At 49.4% G+C, this 25,610-nt stretch carries 22 protein-coding genes; 6 read left to right on the top strand and 16 right to left on the bottom strand.

What is annotated here, in order from left to right:
• The 4 genes from A10D4_RS04745 to A10D4_RS04735 all read left to right on the top strand — a co-directional run.
• Positions 1–2,148, top strand: a 2,148-nt coding sequence (locus A10D4_RS04745) for a S9 family peptidase (protein WP_008488078.1), incomplete at its 5' end; no start/stop codon positions are given.
• Position 2,149: 1 nt separating this feature from the next.
• Positions 2,150–2,770 carry an elongation factor P hydroxylase gene (locus A10D4_RS04740; protein WP_008488077.1) on the top strand — a complete coding sequence of 207 codons (621 nt, stop codon included), beginning with the start codon at positions 2,150–2,152 and terminating at the stop codon, positions 2,768–2,770.
• Positions 2,771–2,904: 134 nt separating this feature from the next.
• On the top strand, positions 2,905–3,048 hold the full coding sequence (locus A10D4_RS13850) for an entericidin A/B family lipoprotein (protein WP_008488076.1): 144 nt from the start codon (positions 2,905–2,907) through the stop codon (positions 3,046–3,048).
• A gap of 207 nt (positions 3,049–3,255) precedes the next feature.
• Complete coding sequence (locus tag A10D4_RS04735) at positions 3,256–4,401, top strand: ATP-NAD kinase family protein (protein WP_008488075.1); 1,146 nt, start codon at positions 3,256–3,258, stop codon at positions 4,399–4,401.
• Here A10D4_RS04735 and A10D4_RS04730 read toward each other — a convergent pair.
• The gene (locus A10D4_RS04730) at positions 4,398–4,718 is read right to left on the bottom strand and encodes a 2Fe-2S iron-sulfur cluster-binding protein (RefSeq protein WP_008488074.1); all 321 of its coding nucleotides are present in this window, start codon (positions 4,716–4,718) and stop codon (positions 4,398–4,400) included. The genes A10D4_RS04735 and A10D4_RS04730 overlap by 4 nt on opposite strands.
• A gap of 218 nt (positions 4,719–4,936) precedes the next feature.
• On the opposite strand from A10D4_RS04730, the gene gpt reads away from it, so the two are divergent.
• Positions 4,937–5,422, top strand: coding sequence for a xanthine phosphoribosyltransferase (gene gpt / locus A10D4_RS04725; protein ID WP_008488073.1), 486 nt, complete (start codon positions 4,937–4,939; stop codon positions 5,420–5,422).
• A 62-nt stretch (positions 5,423–5,484) separates the two neighbouring features.
• Here gpt and A10D4_RS04720 read toward each other — a convergent pair whose 3' ends face one another.
• The 4 genes from A10D4_RS04720 to tsaA form a co-directional block, all read right to left on the bottom strand.
• Positions 5,485–6,312 (bottom strand): 5'-nucleotidase, lipoprotein e(P4) family, encoded by an 828-nt coding sequence (locus A10D4_RS04720; protein WP_008488072.1) that lies wholly within the window; start codon positions 6,310–6,312, stop codon positions 5,485–5,487.
• Complete coding sequence (locus A10D4_RS04715; protein WP_008488071.1) at positions 6,309–7,646, bottom strand: alkaline phosphatase family protein; 1,338 nt, start codon at positions 7,644–7,646, stop codon at positions 6,309–6,311. Before A10D4_RS04715 ends, A10D4_RS04720 begins: the two co-directional genes overlap by 4 nt.
• 331 nt (positions 7,647–7,977) lie before the next feature.
• Positions 7,978–9,489: a proline--tRNA ligase gene (proS, locus tag A10D4_RS04710; protein ID WP_008488069.1), complete on the bottom strand. Its 1,512-nt coding sequence runs from the start codon at positions 9,487–9,489 to the stop codon at positions 7,978–7,980.
• Between the two features lie 69 nt (positions 9,490–9,558).
• Positions 9,559–10,272, bottom strand: a complete 714-nt coding sequence (gene tsaA, locus A10D4_RS04705) for a tRNA (N6-threonylcarbamoyladenosine(37)-N6)-methyltransferase TrmO (protein WP_008488068.1) — start codon at positions 10,270–10,272, stop codon at positions 9,559–9,561.
• A gap of 221 nt (positions 10,273–10,493) precedes the next feature.
• On the opposite strand from tsaA, the gene A10D4_RS04700 reads away from it, so the two are divergent.
• Positions 10,494–11,141, top strand: a complete 648-nt coding sequence (locus A10D4_RS04700) for a hypothetical protein (protein WP_008488067.1) — start codon at positions 10,494–10,496, stop codon at positions 11,139–11,141.
• Positions 11,142–11,199: 58 nt separating this feature from the next.
• Here A10D4_RS04700 and rcsF read toward each other — a convergent pair whose 3' ends face one another.
• From rcsF to A10D4_RS04645, 11 genes are all read right to left on the bottom strand, one after another.
• Positions 11,200–11,592: an Rcs stress response system protein RcsF gene (gene rcsF, locus A10D4_RS04695; RefSeq protein WP_008488066.1), complete on the bottom strand. Its 393-nt coding sequence runs from the start codon at positions 11,590–11,592 to the stop codon at positions 11,200–11,202.
• A 183-nt stretch (positions 11,593–11,775) separates the two neighbouring features.
• Complete coding sequence (locus tag A10D4_RS04690; protein ID WP_008488065.1) at positions 11,776–12,186, bottom strand: H-NS family histone-like protein; 411 nt, start codon at positions 12,184–12,186, stop codon at positions 11,776–11,778.
• 180 nt (positions 12,187–12,366) lie between these two features.
• Complete coding sequence (locus A10D4_RS04685; RefSeq protein ID WP_008488064.1) at positions 12,367–14,049, bottom strand: electron transfer flavoprotein-ubiquinone oxidoreductase; 1,683 nt, start codon at positions 14,047–14,049, stop codon at positions 12,367–12,369.
• A 15-nt stretch (positions 14,050–14,064) separates the two neighbouring features.
• A complete protein-coding gene (locus A10D4_RS04680) occupies positions 14,065–16,287 on the bottom strand; it encodes a putative bifunctional diguanylate cyclase/phosphodiesterase (protein WP_237738527.1) in 2,223 nt (740 codons plus the stop codon).
• A 123-nt stretch (positions 16,288–16,410) separates the two neighbouring features.
• Positions 16,411–18,360, bottom strand: a complete 1,950-nt coding sequence (locus A10D4_RS04675) for an acetoacetate--CoA ligase (protein WP_008488061.1) — start codon at positions 18,358–18,360, stop codon at positions 16,411–16,413.
• A gap of 8 nt (positions 18,361–18,368) precedes the next feature.
• Positions 18,369–19,277, bottom strand: a complete 909-nt coding sequence (locus tag A10D4_RS04670) for a hydroxymethylglutaryl-CoA lyase (protein WP_008488060.1) — start codon at positions 19,275–19,277, stop codon at positions 18,369–18,371.
• 27 nt (positions 19,278–19,304) lie between these two features.
• Complete coding sequence (locus tag A10D4_RS04665; RefSeq protein WP_008488059.1) at positions 19,305–21,320, bottom strand: acetyl/propionyl/methylcrotonyl-CoA carboxylase subunit alpha; 2,016 nt, start codon at positions 21,318–21,320, stop codon at positions 19,305–19,307.
• Between the two features lie 3 nt (positions 21,321–21,323).
• Entirely contained in the window at positions 21,324–22,124 is an 801-nt protein-coding gene (locus A10D4_RS04660) for an enoyl-CoA hydratase-related protein (protein ID WP_008488058.1), read from the bottom strand.
• Between the two features lie 11 nt (positions 22,125–22,135).
• Entirely contained in the window at positions 22,136–23,755 is a 1,620-nt protein-coding gene (locus A10D4_RS04655; RefSeq protein WP_008488057.1) for a carboxyl transferase domain-containing protein, read from the bottom strand.
• 14 nt (positions 23,756–23,769) lie between these two features.
• A complete protein-coding gene (locus A10D4_RS04650) occupies positions 23,770–24,936 on the bottom strand; it encodes an isovaleryl-CoA dehydrogenase (RefSeq protein WP_008488054.1) in 1,167 nt (388 codons plus the stop codon).
• Positions 24,937–24,995: 59 nt separating this feature from the next.
• Positions 24,996–25,400: a MerR family transcriptional regulator gene (locus A10D4_RS04645; RefSeq protein ID WP_008488053.1), complete on the bottom strand. Its 405-nt coding sequence runs from the start codon at positions 25,398–25,400 to the stop codon at positions 24,996–24,998.
• Positions 25,401–25,610: the final 210 nt, after the last annotated feature.

The following is a 25,610-nucleotide window of genomic DNA, read 5'->3' as shown; positions in this document are numbered from 1 at the left end:
GAGGCCAGCGCTGCGGCGGATGAGCAACAGCAGCAATATCAACTACGCGTCATTAACACGCAAAATCAGTCACAGCTGACCTTAGCCAGCGACCTTGCCGAGGTCATCGACTTACGCTTTGCCGATGATGGCAAACAGTTAGCGGCGTTGGTCAAAATGTCGGCTAAAGACGCCGATAATCAAGACGATTACCGGGTGTTGTATTGGCGCTACGGGCAACAACAAGCGTTAGCTATTAGCCCGCGTATTAAACAAGCCGGGCAGACCTTAGTGGTGAGTAAAAATAGCCTGCCGCGTTTTAGCAAAAACAGCGGGCAACAGACACGCCTGTTCTTTGGTTTGCAACCGCAGCCTAGTAATGTTGCCACTAATAACGAAAAAAGTGATGACATTTATGATGTTGAGGCGTTATTGGCTAAGCGCGAACTGCAAGTTTGGCATGCTGACGACGCGCGTATTAAGCCGCAAGAAAAGTTGACCTATAAAGATCGTCAGCAGCAAACCGTAAGCGGCGTTTATTGGGTCGATGATGAGCGCTATCAGTTGCTTGCTAGCAAACGCAGCGACGATTTGAACATTAGCGAAAACCGCCATGCAGCGCTACTGCAAGACAGCGACCCTTACTTGCAAGAAATGACTTGGGATGGCTTTTACCACGATTTGTATTGGGTTGATTTAAATAATGGTAAACGGCAGTTAGTGACGTCACGTTTATCCAGCTATTTTGACCGTTCGCTGTCACCATCGGGTCGCTATGTCGCGTGGTACAGCGATAACCAATTACATATTTATGATAGCCGACGTCAGCAACAAAGCGATGTTGTTGCGCCTGAGGGAATAAGTTGGGCTGATGAAGATCACGACTATCCACGCCCGGCGTCTGGTTACGGGATTGCCGGTTGGTTAGCCGATGATGCTGGTTTTATTACCTATGATAAGTATGACGTATGGCAAATTACCCCGGCCGGTAAAGCCATTAACTTAACTCAAGGTCAAGGCCGTCAGCAGCAACTACAATATCGGCTAGTAGATACGCAGCCAGAGCGACTGACGCTGAGCGATACGCCGCTGCTACGCGCCTATTCAACCAGCGACAAGCATTTTGGTTTTTATCGCTTAGAAGTCGATCAACGCGCGCTGAGCCAGCTGATTGAAAAAAATAAAAAGTACGATTTTGTAAAAGCGGCTAAGGATGCTGATGTATTGCTGTTTAGCGAGCAAGATTTTCAGCAGTTTCCTGATTTGTGGGTTACTGATCACCGTTTTGCACAACCGCACCAAGTGACCGATTTGAATCCGCAAATCGATCAGTTTGCGTGGGGTTCCAGCGAGTTGGTGGAGTGGACGTCAAGCAACGGTGAGCCGCTGCAAGGCGTCTTGATCAAACCGGCCAATTACGAGCCCGGTAAGCGCTATCCGGTGTTGGTTTATTACTACCGATTTTTCTCGCAACGGTTGTATGAATTTAACGAAATGAAGGTTAATCATCGCCCCAACTTTCCGTTTTACACCAGCAATGGTTATGCGGTCTTTTTACCCGACGTTAAGTTTACCGTCGGTGAGCCCGGCGCCAGCGCAACTCAAGCGCTAGTACCGGGGGTACAGAAGTTGGTCGATATGGGCGTTGCCGATCCTGATGCGATAGGGCTGCATGGTCATAGTTGGTCGGGTTATCAAACGGCGTTTGTGATCACCCAAACCGACATTTTTAAAGCGGCGGTCGCCGGTGCACCGGTGACCAATATGACCAGCGCTTACAGCGGTATTCGGTGGGGCTCTGGGTTAGCACGACAATTTCAGTATGAACAAACGCAAAGTCGCATCGGTAAAACCTTATACGAAGCGCCGCAGCTTTATATTGAAAACTCGCCAGTGTTTTATGCCGACCGCATCAATACGCCATTAGTGATTGAGTTTGGTGACGAGGATGGTGCTGTACCGTGGGAGCAGGGGATCGAATTGTATTTAGCGCTACGCCGCTTACACAAGCCGGTGGTGATGCTGCAGTACGAGGGCGAACCGCACCACCTGAAAAAATATCCTAATAAGGTCGACTACACGTTGAAAATGAAAGCATTTTTTGACCATTATTTGAAGGGCGAAGCGGCGCCTAAATGGTGGCAAGAAGGTGAAGCTTACAGCGAATAATATGAGCTTGATAAATAAATCAATCTCGGTTGATTGTCGTCATTACCGGCAATTAATCGAGATTTTTTGCCACTGTTTTAGCGATACCGAACAGAGCTGTTTGTTAGCTGGTGATGCTGAACCCTTTTACTTACCGGCGCAGATGTCGTTGCCGAGTGAGATGGAGGTTAGCGCTAGCTTACAACAACGCTTGCAACAGCAGCGGCGGTTAAATCGAATCGTTTTTGCGCATGGCTTTTTTGCCTCAGCATTACACGAAATTGCCCACTGGTGCATTGCCGGCTCGGCACGACGGCAACAATTCGATTATGGCTATTGGTATGAACCCGATGGCCGTAACGCCGAGCAGCAAGCACAATTTGAACAAGTTGAGGGCAAACCACAAGCGTTGGAATGGCTTTTCTCGGCTTGCGTTGGTGTCGATTTTCAAGTCAGTGTCGACAACTTAGGTGGCGTCGAAGTCGACCGTCAAGCGTTTCGGCAGACTGTGTTACGGCAATTACAGCGCTACTTAACTGAAGCCTTATTACCGACTCGAGCCGAGTACTTTGCTCGTGCGTTGTGTGCCTACTATGGGCTTGATTGGAATAACGTGTGCGCCAATTTGTTAGCATTACACTGATCTTTTTTTCGGGCCTATCACTACTGCTTAAATGAGGACGCATCCTCGTTGTTTTATCGTAACGCGGAACTGATCGTTGTCGGTGCAAGCGCGTTAACTCATAAAAGCGACGTATGTAAGAACAAGGAGAGTGTATGAAACGCCCAATGGCATTATTACTGTTACTGGCTTTTAGCATTGGTGGTTTGAGCGCCTGTTCGACGGTTGAAGGCTTTGGTAAAGATATGCAAAAAGCCGGTCAAGCCATCGAAGACGAAAGCGAAGAAAATCAAGACTGATTGCCAAGACAATAAAATGGGATAGTTTGCTAGTGCCAGTTGCTAGCCGCTGTCCCATTGTTGTTTTTGGCGTTACCCGCTTTAGTTAATGCTTACGCTTAGGATGAGTATGCATGCCTATTATTGCGACTTAGCCATGCTGCTGCAGCGCGCTGACAGACGCGTTATACTAGCGAGCTAAAGCTGTTTCCAATCGGATTTACCTGCATGTCAGAAAAATTAGTTATCGGTTTAGCCATTAACCCTTGGGCGGGCGTGGGGGGTAGTGTGGCGCTTAAGGGCAGTGATGGCGCAACAACCGCGCAGCAAGCTATAGCATTAGGCGCCGAGCAACGCGCTAACGCGCGCGTCGACGTCAGTTTAGCGCTATTAACCGATTACCGCGATAAGTTGCATTGGTTGACGGCCGCGGGCGATATGGGTGAGCAAGCATTGTTGCGTGCAGGTATGCAAGCTGAGGTGGTTTATCACAGCAACCCTGCTGGTACAGAGCAGGTCACATCGGCAGCAGATACTCAAGCAGCGGTAAAAGCGATGCTGGCTAAGGGTGTCGACTTATTGGTATTTGCTGGCGGCGACGGTACTGCGCGCGATATTTGCCAATGTGTGCCCGAGCAACAGCCGGTGTTGGGTATTCCTGCTGGGGTTAAAATTCACTCCGGGGTTTATGCTATCAGTCCCACTGCCGCTGGCCGTGTGATTGAAAAGTTGGTTATTGGCGAGCTGGCGAGTTTGCAGTTGGCCGATGTCATGGATATCGATGAAGAGTTATTCCGGCAGGGGCAAGTGCGGGCGCGACGTTACGGTGAAATGTTGGTACCCGCCGAGTTGCAGTATATTCAAGCCGTGAAAATGGGTGGTAAAGAGTCGGATGAGTTGGTGTTAGCCGATATTGCCGCCGATATTATTGAATCGATGGAAGACGATGCGCTTTATGTGATGGGGTCGGGCTCCACGGTTGCCGCGATTATGGAAGAAATGGGGCTGCCGAATACCTTATTGGGCGTCGATGTGGTGCGTAATGAGAAGCTGTTGGCCGCCGACGTTACCGCTGCACAATTACAAAAATTGCTTGCCGAGCACGATAAGCGTTACTTAGTCATTACCTTGATCGGCGGTCAGGGACACCTGTTCGGACGTGGCAATCAGCAGCTTTCGCCGGCAGTTATTCGTTGCATCGGTAAAGCGCAGATCCGAGTCGTAGCGACTAAAACTAAATTAAACGACCTACAAGGACGGCCGCTACAAGTCGACACCGGTGATGTTGCCTTAGACCGTGAATTAAACGGCCTGATTAGCGTCACCACCGGCTATCACGATCAGGTGCTGGTGCGAGTGGCGGCGGTTGATTAATACTGTGAGCGCGGTAAACGCACAACTAAACCGTCTAAGGCCTCGGTCATCTCGATTTGGCAGCTTAAACGACTGTTAGCTTTTGGCTCGACCGCGGCCTCGATCATATCGGCCTCCGCCTCGCTCACTGGCGGCAGTTTATCCTGCCAAGCTGGGTCAACATAGCAATGGCAGGTGGCGCAGGCTAAGACACCGCCGCACTCACCTAAAATACCATCGATCATGTGGTCGACAGCGCCTTCCATGACCGTATGTCCGACCTCGATATCGGCTTCAAATTGGTTGTCTTGTGCATCAATGAAAATGACTTGAGGCATGGCTATAGGTCCTTCGTTGTTTAGCGCGAGTTTATCTATTCATACAGTTGCTGGTTGACCAGCGCTTGATGGCGGTCATTGTAGCAGAAGGCATCAGCCAGTCGCTACGATAGGGTCAATAAGGAAAGCCGATTCAACGCTTATTGCTGTCGGTGAGTGTGCTAAGATGCTGCCAAGTCAATCGTTTTAGCGGTCTTTAATCAGTAAGGATAAGCAGCATGACATGGCATGCCAATAAAGAGTTTTTTGTTTCCTGGGAAGAGCTTCACCGTGCCACTAAAGAACTGGCGCGACGTCAACTACCGGCCGAACAATGGCGTGGTATCATTGCGGTCAGTCGTGGTGGCTTAGTGCCGGCAGCGATTGTCTCGCGCGAGCTCAATATTCGTTTAGTCGACAGCGTTAGCGTCAGTTCATACAACCACACCGAACAGCGTGGTGATTTGCAACTGTTGAAAGACGTCACCGCCAGCGAAGATGGTGAGGGTTTTCTTGTCATTGACGATTTAGTCGACTCGGGTAATACCTTGGCATTTTTACGCCAGCGTTTGCCGCGCGCTAAATTTATTACGGTTTACGCCAAGCCAAAGGGCTTAGCAACGGTCGATGACTATGTCGCCGATTTAGATCAAGAGACTTGGATTCACTTTCCTTGGGATATGCACTTGCACTACGTTGAGCCGTTGGCGGGGCAAGAGGCGTAAAGCGGCTAGCAGCCACGGATGCGTTGTTGCGCAAGTCCGTGGCTGAGCGTCATTGTTGCTTGTTATTGTGGCTGTGGCGACCAGCTACGTAGGCTTTGCTGCCGCAGTTTGAGTTTTTCTGTTTCGCTAAGGCGGTAATAATTCTCGCCTAAACCCGGTTCCCAGTCACCGTATGACGGGTTAGGTAATAAAATAAACCGGTGCCCGAATTCGGCCTGATGCGCATCAACGATCTGCTTACGCTGTGTATTAAGCGTGTGGTAAGTTTGCAGCTCGGGGAAGTCATTCAGATTATCGCCCATCAATACCACAACCTCATAGCCGTCAGCTTCAATGCTAGCCAGGCGTGAAGCTTTATTAGACGAATCTTGTTTTAAGCGCACGGTAAAGTCGCTGACGTTGGGAAAACCAAGCTGTTCAAGATTCTTTTTGGTGGCCGCTTGTGTACGCACCGACCGATTAGACACATAAAACATCGTGCCACCGTTGTCGGTAATGTAATTGGCAAGTGCTACAGCACCGTCGATGGCTGGTGTTTGCACCGCGTTTACCCAGGCGTTCCAGGTGTCGGTCTGATAACCCTGTTGATTGTTAATTTGCCAAGCGGCATAAGGCGAGTTATCTATCATGGTTTCGTCTAAATCGACCATGACCGCTAGCTTTTTGCCTGATTGTGCCTCGCTTTGTTCGGCTTTCGCCGCCGCAAACGCCAATTTAGCCATGTTATAAGCTTGGTAGCATAAGGCGCGGTACTCACCCGCATTTTGCATCCATAACACGCTTTGTACGTTCTGCTCCGGCAACACGCTGGTATTTATCGGCTGCGTTTGTTCGGCATAACCGATACTGGTGAACACGAACAGGGGTAACAGCATTACCATTTTTTTCATTGATTGTTGTTCCTTTGCATGATGTTTTTGCTGAGAGCGGGCTTTAATGCTGGCAATAACGGGGTGATGCTACCATCGATAGGGTGATCAATAGGTAGCTGCAGTAGCGCTGCCACCAGCGGGTAAACGTTCACGTTGGCAAACGCTGGTAGCGTTACGCCGGCTTTAAACGCCGGACCTTCAGCAACAAATAACGCGCCCATGTCGGGATTGTCACTGTAACCATGGGTACCACCGATGTTATTTTTATCGTCATCGCCCGCTTTGTCGGCAAAGCTTTTACTACTGAAATAACGCGGTGCGTCGATACTTAAAATAATATCGGCAACGCGCGGACTATCGACGTAGTGACGATCTTGCAAATAACTTTCATCGACCAGTTGGTAACGACCCGCGGCGCGCTTGGCGAGGCGCTGGCGCTCGGCGGCAATCTCGGCAGCACTAGTGTTTGGCTTAGCATACAGCATCAGGCGGGTACTGCCATTCACCACCTGAAAATGGTCGTTATTAATATCGAGCTGATGATAGTCCATGGCTTGGTCGTGCTGAATGGTGGTCATACCGTGGTCGGCAACGACAATCAAGTTGACGGGCTCATCAAGCTGTTTTATGCCAGCTCGGATTAAACCGATAATGCGATCGACTTCGCTTACCGCCGCTTCGGTTTGTGGGGCATCAGGACCAAAATGATGACCTTGAGTATCGACTAACGAAAAATAGCCAGCGACAAATTGTGGGCGTGCGGTGGGCGGTAATTGTAGCCATGCCAGAATTTGTTGCACCCGCGCTTCATAGGGTGCCGGTTTGGCGTAATGATAGTAATAAGATGGCGTCATACCGTTGATGCGCGCGTCTGATTCTGGCCAAAAATAAGTGGCGCTTTTAACGCCATTGATTTCAGCTAGATTCCATAACGGGATACCCGATATCCAGCTTGAGTCATCTTTACCCATGCCCATTTTATAGCACTGCTGGCGTTGCTTATCGCAAAAGCGGTTATCGACGATGCCATGATGGGTTGGGTATAAGCCGGTGATCAGGCTGATATGATTGGGAAACGTTTTGCTTGGATAGACCGGCAGTAACTGTTCGGCTCGCACACCGTTAGCGGCGATTGCACGTAAATTAGGAGCCGCGTATTTATCGATATAGTCCCAGCGAAAACCATCTAACGAGATCATCACCACTGCGGCGGTCGATTGCTGATGATCTTGGCTGAGCTTGGAGATATCGGTTTGATGATGGCTACAGGCGTTTAAGCTGACAACGCTGAGCAGTGCGGTGCTGAGTGCGAGCGCGCATCGATAAGCATATTTAAGTTTCGAATCTTTCATTCACTGACCATAAAAACAAGGCGTGAAGCGCGGCATCATAACTTGCCTTAATCGCATTCACGGGTATTAACGGGATGCTGATGTTAGCGCGCGATTATGACAGAAAGAGGAAAGGATACTAAGCTTTTACGCGATTTTATTAGCAGGCTTATTGTAAACCCCCAGCATGTAAACACCGGTATGTAAATCCCAGTATGTAAACCTGAGCCGTGTTAACAAACAAAAAAGCAGATAGTGTGTAGCTATCTGCTTTTTATTAAGTGCTCGATTTATGCGTCTATCGCTACTCAGCCAAGCTAGGCTTTAACCGACAACGGTGTTATGACCTGCGTTAAGCCAACTGCGATTGAATAAAGGACAAGCATTGATCAATTTTTAACAGCGATTTATCGCCGCCGCTACGGTGCTTATATTCCACCGCTTGCTCATCCAAATTACGCTCGCCAATGACGATTTGATGCGGTATCCCGACTAATTCCATATCGGCGAACATGACGCCAGGTCGTTCTTTACGGTCGTCAAATAACACCTCGATACCGGCATTTTGCAACTGTTGGTAAAGCGTTTCCGCGACTTCTTGTACACGTGCCGATTTGTGCATGTTCATCGGAATAATAACCACTTGGAACGGCGCCAATGGTGCTGGCCAGCAAATACCACGGTCGTCATGATGTTGCTCAATCGCGGCCGCAACAATACGTGAAATACCGATGCCATAGCAGCCCATGGTCAGAGTTTCGTGTTTGCCGGTTTCTGACAACACACCAATTTTCATCGCTTCACTGTATTTCTTACCTAGTTGGAAGATATGACCGACCTCAATACCACGTGCGATAGCCAGTGTACCTTGACCACAAGGGCTAGGGTCGCCGCTGACCACATTACGAATATCGGCGACCGTATCAGCGTCCGTCAGGCCTTCGGCACTGCGGTCAACGATACGGTAAAGCTGCCCTTGAGGATTCTCTAAACGTTGTAACGGCGCGGCAACCGCTGAGAGCTTTTCTGCTTTGACGCTATTTAATTGATGGTCGGCGCGTAACACCAGCTCAACGTAGTCGACATCGCTTTCGGCACTGGCTTGCACGGCGATACGTTGGATCTCTTTGATATCGCTAGGAGTCACTAAGGCTTCGGCCATTTCGACGTTAGCGGCGTAGTCTGAACTGTCAGAATAGGCAATTTCGTCTTCGCCCGACTTAGCTAACACTTGAAATTCGTGCGATTGATTACCACCAATCGAACCGGTGTCGGCGATAACTGCACGGAAATTGAGTCCAAGGCGGGTAAATATATTGCAGTAAGCTTGATACATTTTATCGTAGGTCTGTTGCAAGCTTTCTTCACTAAGGTGGAACGAGTAGGCGTCCTTCATGATAAATTCACGTGCGCGCATAACGCCAAAGCGCGGCCGGATCTCGTCGCGAAACTTGGTTTGGATCTGGAATAGATTTAGCGGTAACTGTTTGTAGCTGCTAATTTCTTTTCGAGCCAATTCACCGATCACTTCTTCGTGGGTTGGGCCTAGTACAAACTCGCGTTGGTTACGGTCTTGCAGACGCAGCAGTTCAGGACCATAAGCCTCCCAACGTCCTGACTCTTGCCATAAATCGGCGGGTTGCACCATCGGCATTAACACTTCTAGAGCGCCAGCCGCTTGCATTTCTTCGCGTACCGCTTGCTCGACTTTGCGTAACACGCGCAAACCCGTCGGTGTCCATGTGTATAAACCGGCGGCCACTTTACGGATCATGCCGGCACGCAACATCAGTTGATGGCTAACCACCTCGGCGTCGCTGGGGGTTTCTTTCAGAGTTGATAGTAAATACTGGCTGCTGCGCATGGCTTCAAGTCTCTCGCTGGACAGTAAACAGTTAAATAAAGGCTGGATTCTATCAGCGTCGGCGTCGACTCAAAAGTGTTTGTCGCGATTCTCTTGAATTTCGCTGACTAAGACGCCGTTGCTATCGACTTGCCAGCGAATATTTAGATCATATAAAGCGGTGCCATATTGGCGCTCGCCGGGCGCTTGGCGACGTTGATAAGCCGGGCGCGGATCTTGCCCTAACACTTGTTGTATCAATTGCCGTAAATCAGCATAAGTTTGCTGATGCTGCTGTAATTGCTGTTCGGCTACAGCGCTAAAACGCACGGTTAGTGGTGCTGGCGCGTGTTCAGCATAACCACTTTGGCTATCGCTAATGGCATCGGCGTAACCGATGTAGGGTTTGATGTCGTATATCGGCGTACCATCGACTAAATCGGCGCCGCTGACTTGCAGCCGCAACGGACGTTGTAACACGCTGATTAACTTCACCACCGATAAGCCCAGCGGGTTAGGGCGAAAGGTCGAGCGACTCGCAAAGACGCCGATTTTTTGGTTACCGCCTAAGCGTGGTGGCCTGATCAGAGGTTTCCAGCCTTGTGCCGCGGTTTGGTGGAAGGCAAAAATTAGCCACAAATGAGAGAACTGCTCGATGCCTCGCACAGCATCCATGTGTTGCATGGCGTCGCTAAACACCACCTCGCTGATCGCCGACTCGACCAGCCCGGGCTGCCGCGGTACCGAGAATTTTTCGGGGTAGGGCGAACGTATATGTGCAATGGCTTCTAGCTGCAAGGGCATAACGGCGATATCTGATTCGCTAACAGGTGTGCGAATTTCACCACATTATGCGCGTATTGACCAATGAATAACACCGTAAGCTCTCGTTAAATTCACGCTATAAACCTGTAACTCAATGATTTTAAATAATAAAAAATAATTGGCATAAGCGTTGCTCAACCTTTTGCTATACAACAGCGTCTTAATCAGTAAAGAGATTGAAGCACATGGAGAAAATAACAATGAAAAAATGGGTATGGTCTGCAGCGTTAATGGTGATTGGTTCGGTAACTTTGGTTTCGGCAGCAGTAGCCAAGGATAATGAGCAACGGGAAATTTCCGCACAGTACGAGTTTAGCGCTGGCGGTGAGATGATATTTGACGGCAGCGTTGGCGAAGTGACCTTTGTCTATCATGATGACGACAGTGTCGATATCCAGCTAACTGCCGAACAGAGTGATGGCAATTGGTTTGGTTGGAACGACGGTGATGTTGAGGCGCTTGAATTGGTTGTCGAACAACAGGGCAATCGCATTGATATCAGTACCGAGAACGACGACGATTTAGAGCTAACCTGGGTCATCAGTATGCCGCGTTTGAGCCGCTTGAAAGCTGAGCTGGGTGTGGGTGCCATAAACGGTGATATTAAGATGACCGATATTGATATGGAAGTCGGCGTTGGCCAAATTGACGTGCGCTTATTGGGTGACGACTATGAACGTATTATGTTGGATAGCGGTGTAGGCGATACGCAAATCAAAGGTGTCGATAAAATGTCCAGTGAGCGTGCGATGGTGTCATCGGAGAGTCGTAGCGAGGGGCAGGGTAAACATCGCGTAAAAGCTTCTTCAGGCGTTGGTGAGGTGATTGTTACCATCGACAAACGCTAACAAATACCATGCTCCCTAAATCGATGGCGCCGCTTATAGGCGCCATTTTTATGTCGAGTTAGTTTTGCCATCCTACGGCTTGACCAAAACACGCCATTTTGCTGTAACAATAATTATCGCTACGGCTACTTAAATCGAAGCATTGCGTATAGACCACGGCATCGGCTTTAAAGCGATAGGCTTCACTACGTAATGCTTGTTTGGCATCGCTGGCATTTGCTGGAGGTTGGTTTTTTGCTGCCTGGCAAGATTCACCGGTGACAATACTTAATAGTTTAAAGGCGCGATCGGGCGTTTCATCATTCATATAAACGTCGATATTGCGCTCACCAAAATAACGCTTAAAGTTTTCTGGGTCAGCATTGCTTTCAAATTGGTAACTGCTACAACCCGCTAACGTCAATAACGCGGATAACGCTAGGGTAGTGCTCGCAATAGACAGAAATCGCACGGCGATAGGCCCTGATGATTGAAGATGATAGCAGCTAGACTAATCAAGGATGTCGTTGCAATCAAGTGACTTAACGCTACACGCTTATAACGCGCCGTGAAAAAAAGGCCAACCGCTTAACGATTGGCCCATTAGCAAGCTAGTACTGACAGTTACAGGCAGTTACCTGACCTGCGCATGGCTTTACTTGATCAGATAGTCTTCCAGCTTGTTGCCTTTCTCAAGTGCATGCTTCAATGCGTTAGGCATACGACCTTGACCGGTCCAAGTAATACGTTCACCGTTCTCTACGATAGCGTATTTAGGTGGCTTAGGCGCACGCTTTTTACGGGGCTTCTTAATGGCATCGCCGCCGATTTCTTTTTCAATGATATCGGAAACATCAATCCCGGCATCGGCCATCGCTTTTTTGAATTCTTCAATTTTTTGAGCTTTTTCTTGTTCCTCGCGACGCTGAACTTCAGCTTCTTCACGACGATCAGAAATGACTTTCTCAAGTTTCTGCTGGACTTCTTCTAATTCAGAAACTGATAAGTTTTTTGTAGCCGCTTTTAAACGGCGACCATGGGTTAAAATATTAATAAATTCACTCATAACTCACCTTTAGCCTTCTCAACTTGTTTTTAGCCCAGATAGTGTATCCCGAGAATTTAGATTTAACAAATTAAGATTATTAAAAGCAATTAATAAATTAGAAAAATATCGACCATTTACACTTTCTTAATAAAAAAGGCGCAAATTAGCGCCTTTAAGTTTTCATTCGAATATATCTAATTACATATTCGGATAGGTTGGACCACCGCCACCTTCTGGGGTTACCCAAGTAATGTTTTGACTCGGATCTTTGATATCACAAGTTTTGCAATGAATGCAGTTCTGCGCATTGATCTGGAAACGTTGTTGACCCGCTTCTTCGACGACTTCATAAACACCCGCTGGACAATAGCGCTGCGCTGGCTCCGCGTATGTGGGCAGATTGACTTCGATCGGAATACTGGGGTCGCTCAGACGTAAATGACAGGGCTGGTCTTCGGCATGATTGGTATTAGACAAGTAAACCGACGATAATCGATCAAAAGTAATTTGATTATCGGGCTTAGGATAATCAATGGTTTTATGCGCATTAACCGTTTCGGTACAGGCAAAATCGGGTTTCTCATCTTTAAATGTAAAAGGTAGCTTTCCGGCAAAGAAGTTTTGATCAATAGTGTTATAAACACCACCCCAGAAAGTACCAAATTTATGAATTGCGGGACCAAAGTTTCTTGAGCGATATAATTCGTCAAATACCCATGAGTTTTTCATGGATTTATCGAAATCGGTTAATTCAACAGGTGCCGTTTCAGCGTTATTTAACGCAGAAAAAACGCTTTCTGCCGCTAACATACCTGACTTCATTGCGGTGTGGTTGCCTTTAATTTTGGCAAAATTCAGTGTACCTGCATTACAACCCACTAATAGTCCGCCAGGAAAGCTCATTTTCGGCAACGAATGCAAGCCACCTTTAGCGATAGCGCGAGCGCCATAGCTCACACGTTTACCGCCTTGCAGCACGGCTTTAATGCTCGGGTGAGTTTTAAAGCGCTGAAATTCGGCGAATGGATTTAAGTAAGGATTAGCGTAGTTAAGGTCGACAATTAATCCGACGAACACTTGGCCATCCTCGGCATGATATAGATAACCTCCACCGCTAGCGTTCTCGTCTAACGGCCAACCCGCAGTGTGTACTACCTTACCGGGCTGATGAACTTCAGCGGGTACATCCCATATCTCTTTAAAGCCTAAGGCGTAATGCTGTGGCGAAGCGTCGTCAGCCAACTGATAGTCGTTTATTAATTGCTTACCTAAATGGCCGCGACAGCCTTCGGCAAAAATCGTGTATTTAGCACGTAACTCCATGCCCGGCATATAGCCGTCTTTATGCTGCCCATCCGCAGCGACACCCATGTCACCGGTGATAATACCAGCGACCTCACCCGCCTCATTTTTAATCAGTTCGGCAGCGGCAAAGCCGGGAAAGATTTCAACACCAAGCTGCTCCGCTTGCTCGGCGAGCCAGCGACACAGGTTACCCATGCTGGCAATATAATTGCCGTCATTGTGAAATGTTTTCGGTACCGCAAAGGCGGGTAAGCGGGTGGCCTTGTTAGCATCTTTCAACAATAAAATTTCATCTTCGGTGACCGCGGTTTTTAATGGCGCGCCGCGTTCTTGCCAGTCAGGAAACAGTTCATTCAGAGCGCGTGGCTCAAATACTGCGCCAGACAGAATATGAGCGCCCACTTCGGCGCCTTTTTCAACCACACAAATCATCAATTCTTGCTGCTGCTCTTGAGCTAATTGACCGAGCCGACAAGCGGTGGCTAAACCGGCTGGACCGGCTCCGACGATGACCACGTCAAAATCCATGCTCTCGCGCTCGACAGCTTGCTGCTGTTCCATACTTTCCTGTTGCATACGACCCTCCTGCTATCAGGCGATTTCGATAGGGATCAGACCTTGATATTGTTGTAACAAACGTGTCATTTGTTGGGCGGGTATGGGCTTACTAAATAAGTAGCCTTGGCCAATTACGCAGTCACGAGCTAATAAAAAGTCGACTTGCGCTTCGGTTTCAACGCCCTCGGCAACCACATCCAGATCTAAGTTTTTCGCCAGATTAATAATCGTTTGAGTAATAGTAGCATCGTCATTGTCATGGGGCAGGTCTTGTACAAACGACCGGTCTATTTTTAACGACGACACGGGGAAGTTTTTCAAATAAGCCAATGATGAATAACCGACACCAAAATCATCGATAGCTAGTGCAATGCCATGCTCGCGGATGCTATGCATAAAATTGGTATGCGACTGAATATTTTCAATAAAAACTTGTTCTGTTAGTTCTAGCTCGAGTTTTTTAGCCGGTATTTGCGCGTGGTGTATGCTTTCTAAAACACGCTCCATCAGGTCCGGCGAGTGCAACTGTTTACCTGAAATATTGATGGCCATGGATAACTCGTCGTAACCCAAATCATGCCATAACTTTAGCTGCTCGCAGGCGCGTCGCATGACAAAGTTAGAAATAGGGATGATTAAGCCGGTATCCTCGGCAATCGGAATAAAACGGTCCGGACCGATAACCTGACCATCGTCTTCAATCCAACGCACCAATGCCTCTAAGCCAACAATACGGCGGCTAGTCAGTTCTACTTTGGGTTGGTAATAAACTTCCAGTTTTTCTTCGTCAACCGCGTGGCGTAAGCGTTTCATTAATTCAAGCTTATCGGTCAAATCACGGTGTAGCGACTTATTATAAAGGTGATAGGTATTACGGCCATTTTCTTTCGCTTGATACAGCGACGTATCGGCATTACGAATCAGGTTTTCTGCGCTGTAATCGGCATCTTCTGCAAAAGCGATACCGATAGAAGCGCTAATAAATAGTTCATAATCGTCGACGTAAAAGTGTGTATCTAACGCTACCAATAATTGATTGGTAATATCGATAACATCTTCTTGATGGATAATATCCGGTACTGCAATAACGAACTCATCACCACCCGTACGAGCCAAATAAGCCTGTTTCGGAATGATTTTCTGTAAGCGTCGGGCAACACGTTTTAGCAGCTCATCACCAACGGTATGGCCTAGCGCATCATTGACCTCTTTAAAGCGATCGAGGTCGATAAATAGCACCGCCAAGCGGGTACTCTGTTGTTGTGATAACTCGATGTGTTCTTCCAAAAAGCGTAATAGCGCATTGCGGTTAGCTAAGTGGGTCAACCAATCATGTTCGGCCAAATAGGCCATTTGCTTTTCGACTCGTTCCCGTTCTTCAATTTCGGCATACAAATCTAAGTTAGTATCGGCCAGTTCTTGCGCTCGTTTGCGACTACCGGTCAATACCGATAATACAAACGCTATCAGCAAGGTAGTAAAAAATCCCACGACTAACATGACAATCGGCGTGTGGCCAGTCATGCTGCTGAGTTTGCGCTGAGTCGGCCACAAGGTCAGTTGCCAGTTATTGGTTAACGCCTGCACATCAACATTGACGCCGTGGCTGTCGAGCAAGTCGGTATCGCCTTGAAATTGATAAATCAAACGCTGTTGCTGAGTAATTCGTAGTTGATAGCCTTCGCTGATATTGGTGCGGACAATATGGTTAAACAAATCTTGTAAGCTAATTACCACGGCCAGAAAGTAGTGTTTATCGCCTTGCGGAATGCGCATCAGCATGGCTAAGTCGGTATTTTGCGAGCCTAGGTTTCCGGCATCACCGATCATGGCGTGTTGATTATTTAACGAGAGGGGTAAACGATTGAGTAAAGGTGAGTCAGCAAACTGCTGCCCGAGTAATTGATAGTTGCCTTGCTCGGGGTGCACTTGCAAAATGGTTAAGTCGCTATCCAGCCAAGCCAGCGTACGTACACTTTTAAAATACAAGGAAATCGCCAGCGCTTCGTCGCGCCAGCGTTGTTGCATATCGCGCTCACTATTGGCCCAATCGCGACCGATCCACTCGACCATGAACAAGTGTGAAATTAAGTCCTGGCGAATTTTTCGTTTAATACTCTGCGCTTCGGCGCCCAAATACTGCTTAACTTGTTTGGTTTCTTCGTGTTGTAAATAGAAAAACAACGCCAGCGTCAAAATAACGCCAGCAACCATAGCGATGACGGCCTGTTTAGAATGATTAAAATACTTCATCATGAGTCTGGTGTGGGCGCTTGATTATTATTGTTATGTTGATTGACCGCTCCATCATTACCGATTCAAGGCTTAGGCGCAAGAGACAAACGGCCTGATAACACAAGTGTCATAGGCCGATTATCATTAGCGCAACTCGGCTCTATCGGCAAATTCGGATAAGGCTTCTGGATTTGCCAAGGCGTCGGTGTTTTTAACGGCTTCACCGTGAATCACTTGGCGCACCGCAAGTTCGACGATTTTGCCGCTAATGGTACGCGGAATATCGTGCACCTGCGCAATCACTGCCGGCACATGCCGTGGGGTGGCGTTGGCGCGAATCACTTTTTTGATGTCGCTACGTAATTCATCGTCCAGAGTGATACCGTCACGTAAACGCACAAACAGCACCACACGCTCGTCATCCTGCCATTGTTGACCAACCGCAATACTTTCTAATACGGCGTCGATTTTTTCGACTTGACGATAAATCTCGGCGGTGCCGATACGCACTCCACCGGGGTTCAGTACCGCGTCTGAGCGACCATAAATGATCACACCTTGGTGTTCGGTGATTTCGGCATAATCGCCATGCGCCCAAGTATTTTCAAAGCGCTTAAAATAGGCGTTAAAGTAACGCTGACCGTCGTCATCGTTCCAGAAGCCTATGGGCATGCAAGGAAACGAATTACGGCATACTAGCTCACCTTTTTCGCCGTATACCGCCTCACCGGCATCGTTAAATACCGCTACATCAAGGCCTAAACCACGGCATTGCAGCTCGCCACGGTAAACCGGTAAAATTGGACAGCCAAGCGCAAAGCACGAAACAATGTCGGTGCCGCCAGAAATCGACGATAAGCAGACATCGCTCTTAATATCACGATAGACGTAATCAAAACTCTCCGGCGCCAGTACCGAGCCAGTGGTTAAAATGCTACGTAACTGGCTTAGTTGGTGAGATTGCTTTGGTTTAACATCCGCTTTTTCCAGTGCCGCTAGATATTTGGCGCTGGTGCCGAACACGCTAATGCCTTCCTGGTCGGCAATATCCCATAATACTTCTGGCTTAGGTGCGAACGGTGAACCATCAAACAACACCAGCGTAGCGCCGACGGCCAGGCCTGATACTAACCAGTTCCACATCATCCAGCCACAAGTGGTGAAATAGAACAACGTATCTTGACGACCTAAATTGGTATGTAGACCATGTTCTTTCAAATGCTGCAGCAGGGTGCCACCCACGCCATGTACAATACATTTAGGGACACCGGTGGTGCCCGATGAGTACATGATGTAGAGCGGATCATTAAAGCCGACACGGGTAAAACTGAGCGGATCAGGATTGCTGGACAGGTAATCTTGCCATTGACTGCGGCGCGTGCCATCACAGCTACTGGGGTCCAGTTTACCGCTAAAATTAATCAGTATGGTGTGTTCCAAGCTATTAATTTGTGCTTCGATCTGATCCAGCTTGTCACCGATATCGATGCGTTTACCGTTATAAAAATAACCATCAACGCTAAATAACAGCTTGGGTTCAATTTGACCAAAGCGGTCAAGTACACCTTGCACACCAAAATCCGGCGAGCAGGACGACCAAATGGCGCCAAGGCTGGTTGTTGCCAGCATCGCGACGATGGTTTCAATGCAGTTTGGCAACATCCCGGCAATACGGTCACCGGCACCCACACCCGCTGCCCGCATGGTGGTCGCCAAGGCGGCTACCTGCTGCCGTAGTTCGGCATAGCTGAGCTGCTGACGGTCACCGTTCTCACCACGGAAAATTAGCGCGATGTGATTATCGTCGTGGCGTAATAAGTTCTCGGCAAAGTTTAAACGAGCCGCAGGAAACCAGCGTGCGCCAGGGAGTTTATCGATGTCGCTGACAACTTGCTCGCCAGCCTCGCCAATGACATCAAAATACTGCCAAATTTCGCGCCAAAAGAGCTCGCTATGGGACACCGACCAGTGCTGTAAGTCATCATAGTTGGCTAATCCCAGTTCAAACTGACGATTAACATGCTGCAAAAAATCGGTCATCCGTGCTTGTGCAATCTGCTCTGCGGATGGCTGCCAAAGTCGTTTGCTTGTCATCATTGCTCCTATTCGGCTGACGTTTGTTGCAACAGTGCCTGCGCGACTTGTGAGCGCGTTTTATGGCCCAATTGCTGACAAATAGCCTGGCCAGCTTGCGCTAGCGCTGGCAAGTCGATACCGGTCTCAATATCCATACCGTGCAACATATAAACCAGATCTTCGCTGGCTAAATTACCGCTCGCACCGCGTGCATAGGGGCAGCCGCCTAAACCGGCAACGGCGCTATCAATGGTGGCAACGCCTAATGGTAAACAGGCGGCAATATTGGCCAAGGCTTGTCCATAAGTGTTGTGAAAGTGTAGTGCCAACTGCGGCATCGGCACGGCTTCGGCAACCGCGGCTAGCATGCGTTGTGCGTGCAACGGTGTGCCCACACCAATGGTATCGCCCAAGCTAATTTCATAGCAGCCCATTTCGTACAGTGCTTCAGCCACTCGCACCACCTCAGCAATCGGTACTTCGCCCTGATAGGGGCAACCCAGCACGCAAGAGACATAACCGCGAACGCGGATGTCCGCCGCCTGTGCCGCCGCCATTAACGGCTCAAAGCGCGCCAAACTCTCGCTAATAGAACAGTTGATGTTTTTTTGGCTAAACGCCTCGGAAGCGGCGGCAAACACCGCGACTTCGTCTGCGCGCGCCGCTAAAGCCGCGTCAAAGCCTTTCATATTGGGCGTTAAAGCGGCATAGGTAACACCCTCATGGCGCTCGATTTGTGCTAAGACATCGGCACTATCAGCCATTTGCGGCACCCATTTAGGGCTGACAAAACTGCCGCTTTCAATATAACTCACACCGGCGTTACTGAGGGCGTTGATCAAGTCGACCTTGGCCGCCAGCGCTACCGTGGCTTCATTTTGTAAGCCATCACGAGGACCGACTTCAACCACTTTTACCCGACTGGTCATCGTCATCAATCACTCCTTACGCGTCATCGCGTTTTATGCGTTGTCCGTATCCTGAGCTAAGCCTAATAGCTCGGCACCGTCGCTAACCAGCTCGCCGGGCTGATAAAATACCTCACTGACACGGCCAGCGGCGGGGGCTCGAATGGTGTACTCCATTTTCATGGCTTCCATGATCAGTAAGGCTTGATCTTTCTCGACCCAGTCGTCGACCTGTACCAACACCTCGACCACAGTACCATTCATCGGTGCTTGCAAACCACCAGCATCGGCCTCGCTATTAAGCGTATCGGCTACTCGGTAGCGGCTAACACTGACGCGTTCAAGTTGATTAAACAATGTCACCTCGGCACCATCATCGGCAACCGCCACTCGAAAGCGGTGACCGTTCTCGCTGATGCTTAGATAATCGCCATCAAAGTCGAGTACTTGCCATTGCTGTTGCGCGTCATTGGCTAAGCTGAACTGCTGGCCTTGTTGGGTGAGCTGAATGGTCAAGGTTTGCTCACCGTACTGCCATTGCAATTGATGACTAAAGCCCTGATTCAGACGGAAGCTATCGGCGTTGTCCCAAGGCGAGTACCAAGCGGCTACCTGACTCTGTTGTTGGCGTTGATAAATATCAAACAGGCTAGCGATAATGGCATAGCGGTTAACGTCAATGTCAGTTTGTTGAAACAACTGTGTGGCATGTTTGTCGATGAACTGAGTCGTCAATTCGGCGCGCTGAAATTGCGGGTGCGCACAAATACGCTGGAGAAAGCTAATATTGGTGCTTAGCCCGGTAATGCGATATTGACTGAGCGCTTGTTGTAAACGACGTAGAGCGCTGCTGCGGTCGACATCCCAGACCACCAGCTTGGCGATCATCGGATCGTAAAAGGCGGTGACTTCATCGCCCTCGACCACGCCAGTATCAATACGCACATGAGCAGAGGTTAACGGTGCCCGCAGGTGGTTTAAGCGACCGGTACATGGCAGAAAGTCGTTGTCGGGATCTTCGGCATAAATCCGTGCTTCAAAGGCGTGACCGTTGAGTTGAATGTCGTCTTGCGCCAGCGGTAAGGTTTCGCCAGCAGCGACGCGCAACTGCCACTCGACCAAATCGAGGCCGGTGATCATTTCGGTGACCGGATGTTCGACTTGTAAGCGGGTATTCATTTCCATGAAATAAAACTGGTTATTGGCGTCAAACAAAAACTCTACCGTGCCAGCGCCAACATAATCGATAGCTTGTGCTGCGCGCACCGCCGCTTCGCCCATCGCCACGCGGGTTTTTTCGGCCAGCGCTGGTGCGGGCGCCTCTTCTAGAATTTTTTGATGGCGACGCTGCACCGAACAGTCACGCTCGGCTAGATACACCGCGTTGCCGTGTTCATCGGCAAACACCTGCACTTCAACGTGGCGTGGGTTACGGATAAACTTTTCGATAAGCATGCGTTCGTTGCCAAAGGAGGCTTTGGCTTCTCGTTTGGCCGACGCTAGTGCGTCGTTAAATTCGCTCGCTTGCTCGACCAAACGCATGCCTTTACCACCACCGCCATAAGCAGCTTTTAACAACACCGGATAGCCGATTTTATCGGCTGCTGCGGCGAGTGTATCGGCATCTTGTTCACTACCGTGATAACCCGGTACCAAGGGCACCCCAGCCTCGTCCATAATGGCTTTAGCGGCGCTTTTCGAGCCCATCGCCGCAATGGCATTCACCGGCGGCCCCACGAAAATGATGTGGTTACTCGCGCAAGCATCAGCGAAGGCTTCGTTTTCCGACAAAAAGCCGTAACCGGGATGAATGGCTTGCGCGCCGGTTTGCTTAGCGGCGGCAATGATACGCTCGATCTGTAAATAGCTGTCGCTGCTGGCCGCAGCGCCTACGTGTACCGCTTCATCGGCCAGTTGCACGTGACGGGCATGCTGGTCGGCGTCGGAATAAATCGCTACCGTGGCAATGCCCATGCGTTGCGCGGTACTGATCACGCGACAGGCAATTTCGCCACGATTGGCGATAAGTAATTTGGTAATGGTTTTCGCAGACGTAGTATTAACGTGCATAAGTTAACCTCGAGTCCAATCAGCCGGACGTTTTTCCAAAAAGGCGCTGAGACCCTCTTGGCCCTCTTCAGATACCCGTATCGCAGCAATACGCTCGATAGTTTGTTGGCGCATGTCTGCGCTGACCGGGGCATAGCTGAGGTCACTGATAAGTTGTTTACAAGCCGCCAAAGCGGCCGGGCTATTTGCGAGTAAGCTATCGATCAGCGCTTGGCTGCGGCTGCTTAAGTCGTCACAGACTTCATGTACCAAGCCATATTGCTGGGCGACGTCGGCAAAAAAGCGTTCTGCGCTCAGCATGTAGCGACGCGCCTGACGTTCACCCATGGCGCGTATGACATAGGGACTAATCACCGCAGGAATTAAGCCGATTTTAACCTCGCTTAGGCAAAAGCTAGCGCGCGCTTCGGCTAACACGATATCGCAGCATGCGGCTAAGCCAACAGCGCCGCCAAAGGCCGCGCCTTGCACCAAACAAATGGTCGGTTTGCTCAGCTCATCTAAGCGTTGCATTAAGGTCGCTAATTGCGCCGCGTCATCGAGGTTTTGCTGATAATCTTTGTCAGCCATCGAGCGCATCCACTGCAAATCGGCACCGGCCGAAAAATGCTTACCTTGTGAGCGTAATACCAACAGCCGCGCTTGTGGTTGTTGTTCAACTTGGGCCAAGGCCTCAATAAGCGCCGCAATCATGTGGTCATCAAAGGCATTATGTACGCTTTCGCGCACCATGGTTAAATAGGCGACGCCGCGCTCATCAATCTCTAGGGTCACGGTTCGTTCGGGTTGTTGTAGGTTTGACATCATGCGCTCCTTTACATCCGGAACACGCCAAAGCGCGTCTCTTCAATCGGTGCATTTAATGATGCCGCCAGACTCAGCGCCAACACTTCACGGGTTTGAGCTGGGTCGATAATGCCATCGTCCCATAACCGCGCCGATGCGTAGTAGGGGTGGCCTTGTTGTTCATACTGTTCGACGATGGGTTGTTTTAGTTTGGCTTCGTCGGCGGCGCTGAGCTGCTCGCCTTTGCGTGCTAGATTATCTTTAGTGACTTGCGCCATGACGCCGGCTGCTTGTTCACCGCCCATCACCGAAATACGCGCGTTTGGCCACATGAACATTAATGTCGGATCATACGCACGACCGCACATACCGTAGTTGCCGGCACCGTAACTGCCACCGATGAGCACGGTAAATTTAGGAACTTTGGCACAGCTCACCGCGGTCACCATTTTCGCGCCGTGCTTGGCAATGCCTTCGGCTTCATATTTTTTACCGACCATAAAGCCGGTGATGTTTTGCAAAAATACCAACGGGATCTGGCGTTGTGCACAAAGCTCGATAAAGTGCGCGCCTTTTTGCGCCGACTCCGAGAATAAAATACCGTTATTGGCGACGATACCGACCGCATAACCGTGAATGCGGGCAAAGCCGGTGACTAGCGTGTTACCGTAGTTTTGCTTGAATTCGTCAAAATCAGAATCATCGACTACGCGGGCAATGACTTCGCGCACATCATAGGGTTTGCGCAAATCGGTGCCGACAATGCCGTAAATTTCTTCGCTGGCATAGCGCGGTGGCTTAACCGCGCTGGGCGTCGCTGCTTGTTTCGCTGACACCGGCTGCTGATGATTTAAGCGCGCTACCGAGCGACGAGCAATCGCTAGTGCGTGCTCATCATTATCGGCGTAATGGTCGGCTACCCCAGAAACTTTGGTATGCACATCGGCGCCGCCTAACTCCTCGGCGCTGACTTCTTCGCCGGTGGCGGCTTTCACCAACGGTGGCCCAGCCAAGAAAATAGTACCTTGTTCGCGCACGATCACGCTTTCATCGGCCATGGCCGGCACGTAGGCGCCGCCTGCAGTACACAAGCCCATGACCACAGCGATTTGTGGGATACCCTTGGCTGACATATTGGCCTGATTAAAGAAAATCCGACCAAAATGGTCACGATCGGGAAATACTTCATCCTGACGTGGTAGATTAGCACCGCCGGAATCGACTAAGTAAATGCAGGGTAGGTGACAGCGCTCGGCAATTTCTTGCGCACGCAAGTGTTTCTTTACCGTCAGCGGGTAGTAAGTGCCGCCTTTAACCGTCGCATCGTTGGCTACGATCATACATTCGACGCCTTCAACCCGTCCAATACCGGCCACTACTCCCGCGGCTGGTACGTAATCATCGTAGCACTCCCATGCGGCAAATTGGCCGATTTCTAAAAACGGCGAACCGGCGTCGATAAGCTTATTAATACGTTCACGGGGCAGTAACTTGCCCCGTGCTAGGTGACGCTCTTGGTATTTGGGGCCGCCGCCCTGACTGATTTGTGCTACTTTCTCGCGCAAATCTTTCAGCAAGTCGCGCATGGCGGCATCGTTTTGCTGAAAGTTGCTGTCTTTGACATTAACCTTGCTGCTAAGAACAGTCACTGCTCGCTCCTTGCTTATTTGGATTCGTTGAACAATTCACGGCCGATCAGCATACGGCGGATTTCTGAGGTGCCGGCGCCGATCTCATATAATTTAGCATCCCGTAGCAGGCGTCCTGTCGGATACTCGTTGATATAGCCGTTACCACCGAGTAACTGAATGGCATCTAAGGCGATTTGAGTTGCCAGTTCGGCGGCATATAAAATTGCTCCGGCGGCATCTTTGCGCGTGGTTTCACCGCGGTCACAGGCTTTTGCTACTGTGTATACGTATGCTCGCGCAGCATTGGTGCGGGTGTACATATCGGCTAATTTACCCTGAACTAGTTGAAACTCACCGATTTTCTGACCAAATTGAGTCCGGTCATGTACATAGGGTACGCAAATATCTAAACAAGCCTGCATGATGCCTAACGGACCAGCCGCTAACACCGCGCGCTCGTAGTCTAGACCACTCATTAATACGCGTGCGCCTTTGCCGATATCGCCTAGTACGTTTTCCAGTGGCACTTTAACGTTATCGAATACTAGTTCACAGGTATTCGAGCCACGCATGCCAAGTTTGTCCAGTTTTTGTGCTTGGCTAAAACCTTGCCAATCTTTTTCAACGATAAACGCGGTAACTTCGCGAGAGTTGGCATCGCCGGTTTTCGCGTAAATCACGAATACATGGGCATCGGGACCGTTGGTGATCCACATTTTGTTACCGTTCAAAATAAAATGGTCATCGCGCTGTTCGGCGCGCAGTTTCATGCTCATCACATCTGAGCCTGCGTTAGGCTCGCTCATCGCTAAGGCACCAACGTGTTCGCCACTGCACAACTTAGGTAAATATTTTTCTTTTTGTTGTTGATTGCCGTTGCGCGCAATTTGGTTAACACAAAGGTTAGAATGAGCGCCATAACTAAGGCCAACCGATGCCGAGGCTCGGCTGATTTCTTCCATGGCGATGACATGCTCTAAATAGCCCAGATTAGAACCGCCAAACTGTTCATCGACGGTGATGCCTAATAAACCCATATCACCCAACTTGCGCCATAAATCATTGGGAAACTCGTTGCTGGCGTCGATATCGGCGGCGCGCGGCGCAATTTCATCGCGGGCAAAGGCATTAACTTGTTCGCGAATCATCTCGGCGGTTTCACCCAAACCAAAATTCATGACGTTAAATTGACTGATCATAACTGCTCCTGCTGCTACTTATTCTGCTACTCGTTCTGTGACTAAGGTAACGATTGATGTTAATGACTATCGACGCGGGTTTGGCTGACTTGATCCAGCTCTTCTTGGCAGCGTTCTTCAAGGTTGCCTAACTCGCCCAGTAATACATTGATGTCTTCGAGTTGTTGACGAAGTGAATGCTTTTTCTGTTCAATAAGCTCAAGCACCGTCTCTAACTGCGTGGCGCTGCTATTATCGGCATCGTAAAGCTCAAATAAACGACGCGTTTCGGCTAATGAAAAGCCCAGTCGTTTGCCGCGTAGAATCAGCTTCAAGCGGACTCGATCTTTATTGTGGTAAATGCGCGTTTGGCCTTGGCGCTTCGGTGACAACAGCCCCTCGTCTTCGTAAAAACGGATACTGCGGGTGGTGATGTCAAACTCCCTTGCCAATTCGCCGATTGAATATGTGAGTTTACTGTTCATAAGAAACTTGCATTGATGGCTGTCAGAAGGCTAAGCTTAGTGTAAGTTTACGTTAACGTAAAGTGCTAAGTGTTTGCTGGTCGGTAATTTGTCGGTTGCTATCGACGCTGGATTGTAAACTTCAGTATCCGCTCCCCAAGCATAGCGCAACGCGCACCGACAGCAATAGCAGCGCATACGCTGCACGCATTTATTGATAAGGAGAGATGT

Source organism: Idiomarina xiamenensis 10-D-4, from assembly GCF_000299895.1.
Lineage (GTDB): Bacteria > Pseudomonadota > Gammaproteobacteria > Enterobacterales > Alteromonadaceae > Idiomarina > Idiomarina xiamenensis.
This window is presented reverse-complemented; position numbering and strand designations above follow the sequence as displayed.

Excerpts from the sequence above, each read along its gene's own strand:
- A10D4_RS04740 (WP_008488077.1), top strand. The coding sequence starts at position 2,150 with ATGAGCTTGATAAATAAATCAATCTCGGTTGATTGTCGTCATTACCGG.
- A10D4_RS13850 (WP_008488076.1), top strand. The coding sequence starts at position 2,905 with ATGAAACGCCCAATGGCATTATTACTGTTACTGGCTTTTAGCATTGGT.
- A10D4_RS04735 (WP_008488075.1), top strand. The coding sequence starts at position 3,256 with ATGTCAGAAAAATTAGTTATCGGTTTAGCCATTAACCCTTGGGCGGGC.
- A10D4_RS04730 (WP_008488074.1), bottom strand. The coding sequence starts at position 4,718 with ATGCCTCAAGTCATTTTCATTGATGCACAAGACAACCAATTTGAAGCC.
- gpt (WP_008488073.1), top strand. The coding sequence starts at position 4,937 with ATGACATGGCATGCCAATAAAGAGTTTTTTGTTTCCTGGGAAGAGCTT.
- A10D4_RS04720 (WP_008488072.1), bottom strand. The coding sequence starts at position 6,312 with ATGAAAAAAATGGTAATGCTGTTACCCCTGTTCGTGTTCACCAGTATC.
- A10D4_RS04715 (WP_008488071.1), bottom strand. The coding sequence starts at position 7,646 with ATGAAAGATTCGAAACTTAAATATGCTTATCGATGCGCGCTCGCACTC.
- proS (WP_008488069.1), bottom strand. The coding sequence starts at position 9,489 with ATGCGCAGCAGCCAGTATTTACTATCAACTCTGAAAGAAACCCCCAGC.
- tsaA (WP_008488068.1), bottom strand. The coding sequence starts at position 10,272 with ATGCCCTTGCAGCTAGAAGCCATTGCACATATACGTTCGCCCTACCCC.
- A10D4_RS04700 (WP_008488067.1), top strand. The coding sequence starts at position 10,494 with ATGAAAAAATGGGTATGGTCTGCAGCGTTAATGGTGATTGGTTCGGTA.
- A10D4_RS04690 (WP_008488065.1), bottom strand. The coding sequence starts at position 12,186 with ATGAGTGAATTTATTAATATTTTAACCCATGGTCGCCGTTTAAAAGCG.
- A10D4_RS04685 (WP_008488064.1), bottom strand. The coding sequence starts at position 14,049 with ATGCAACAGGAAAGTATGGAACAGCAGCAAGCTGTCGAGCGCGAGAGC.
- A10D4_RS04680 (WP_237738527.1), bottom strand. The coding sequence starts at position 16,287 with ATGATGAAGTATTTTAATCATTCTAAACAGGCCGTCATCGCTATGGTT.
- A10D4_RS04675 (WP_008488061.1), bottom strand. The coding sequence starts at position 18,360 with ATGACAAGCAAACGACTTTGGCAGCCATCCGCAGAGCAGATTGCACAA.
- A10D4_RS04670 (WP_008488060.1), bottom strand. The coding sequence starts at position 19,277 with ATGACGATGACCAGTCGGGTAAAAGTGGTTGAAGTCGGTCCTCGTGAT.
- A10D4_RS04665 (WP_008488059.1), bottom strand. The coding sequence starts at position 21,320 with ATGCACGTTAATACTACGTCTGCGAAAACCATTACCAAATTACTTATC.
- A10D4_RS04660 (WP_008488058.1), bottom strand. The coding sequence starts at position 22,124 with ATGTCAAACCTACAACAACCCGAACGAACCGTGACCCTAGAGATTGAT.
- A10D4_RS04650 (WP_008488054.1), bottom strand. The coding sequence starts at position 24,936 with ATGATCAGTCAATTTAACGTCATGAATTTTGGTTTGGGTGAAACCGCC.
- A10D4_RS04645 (WP_008488053.1), bottom strand. The coding sequence starts at position 25,400 with ATGAACAGTAAACTCACATATTCAATCGGCGAATTGGCAAGGGAGTTT.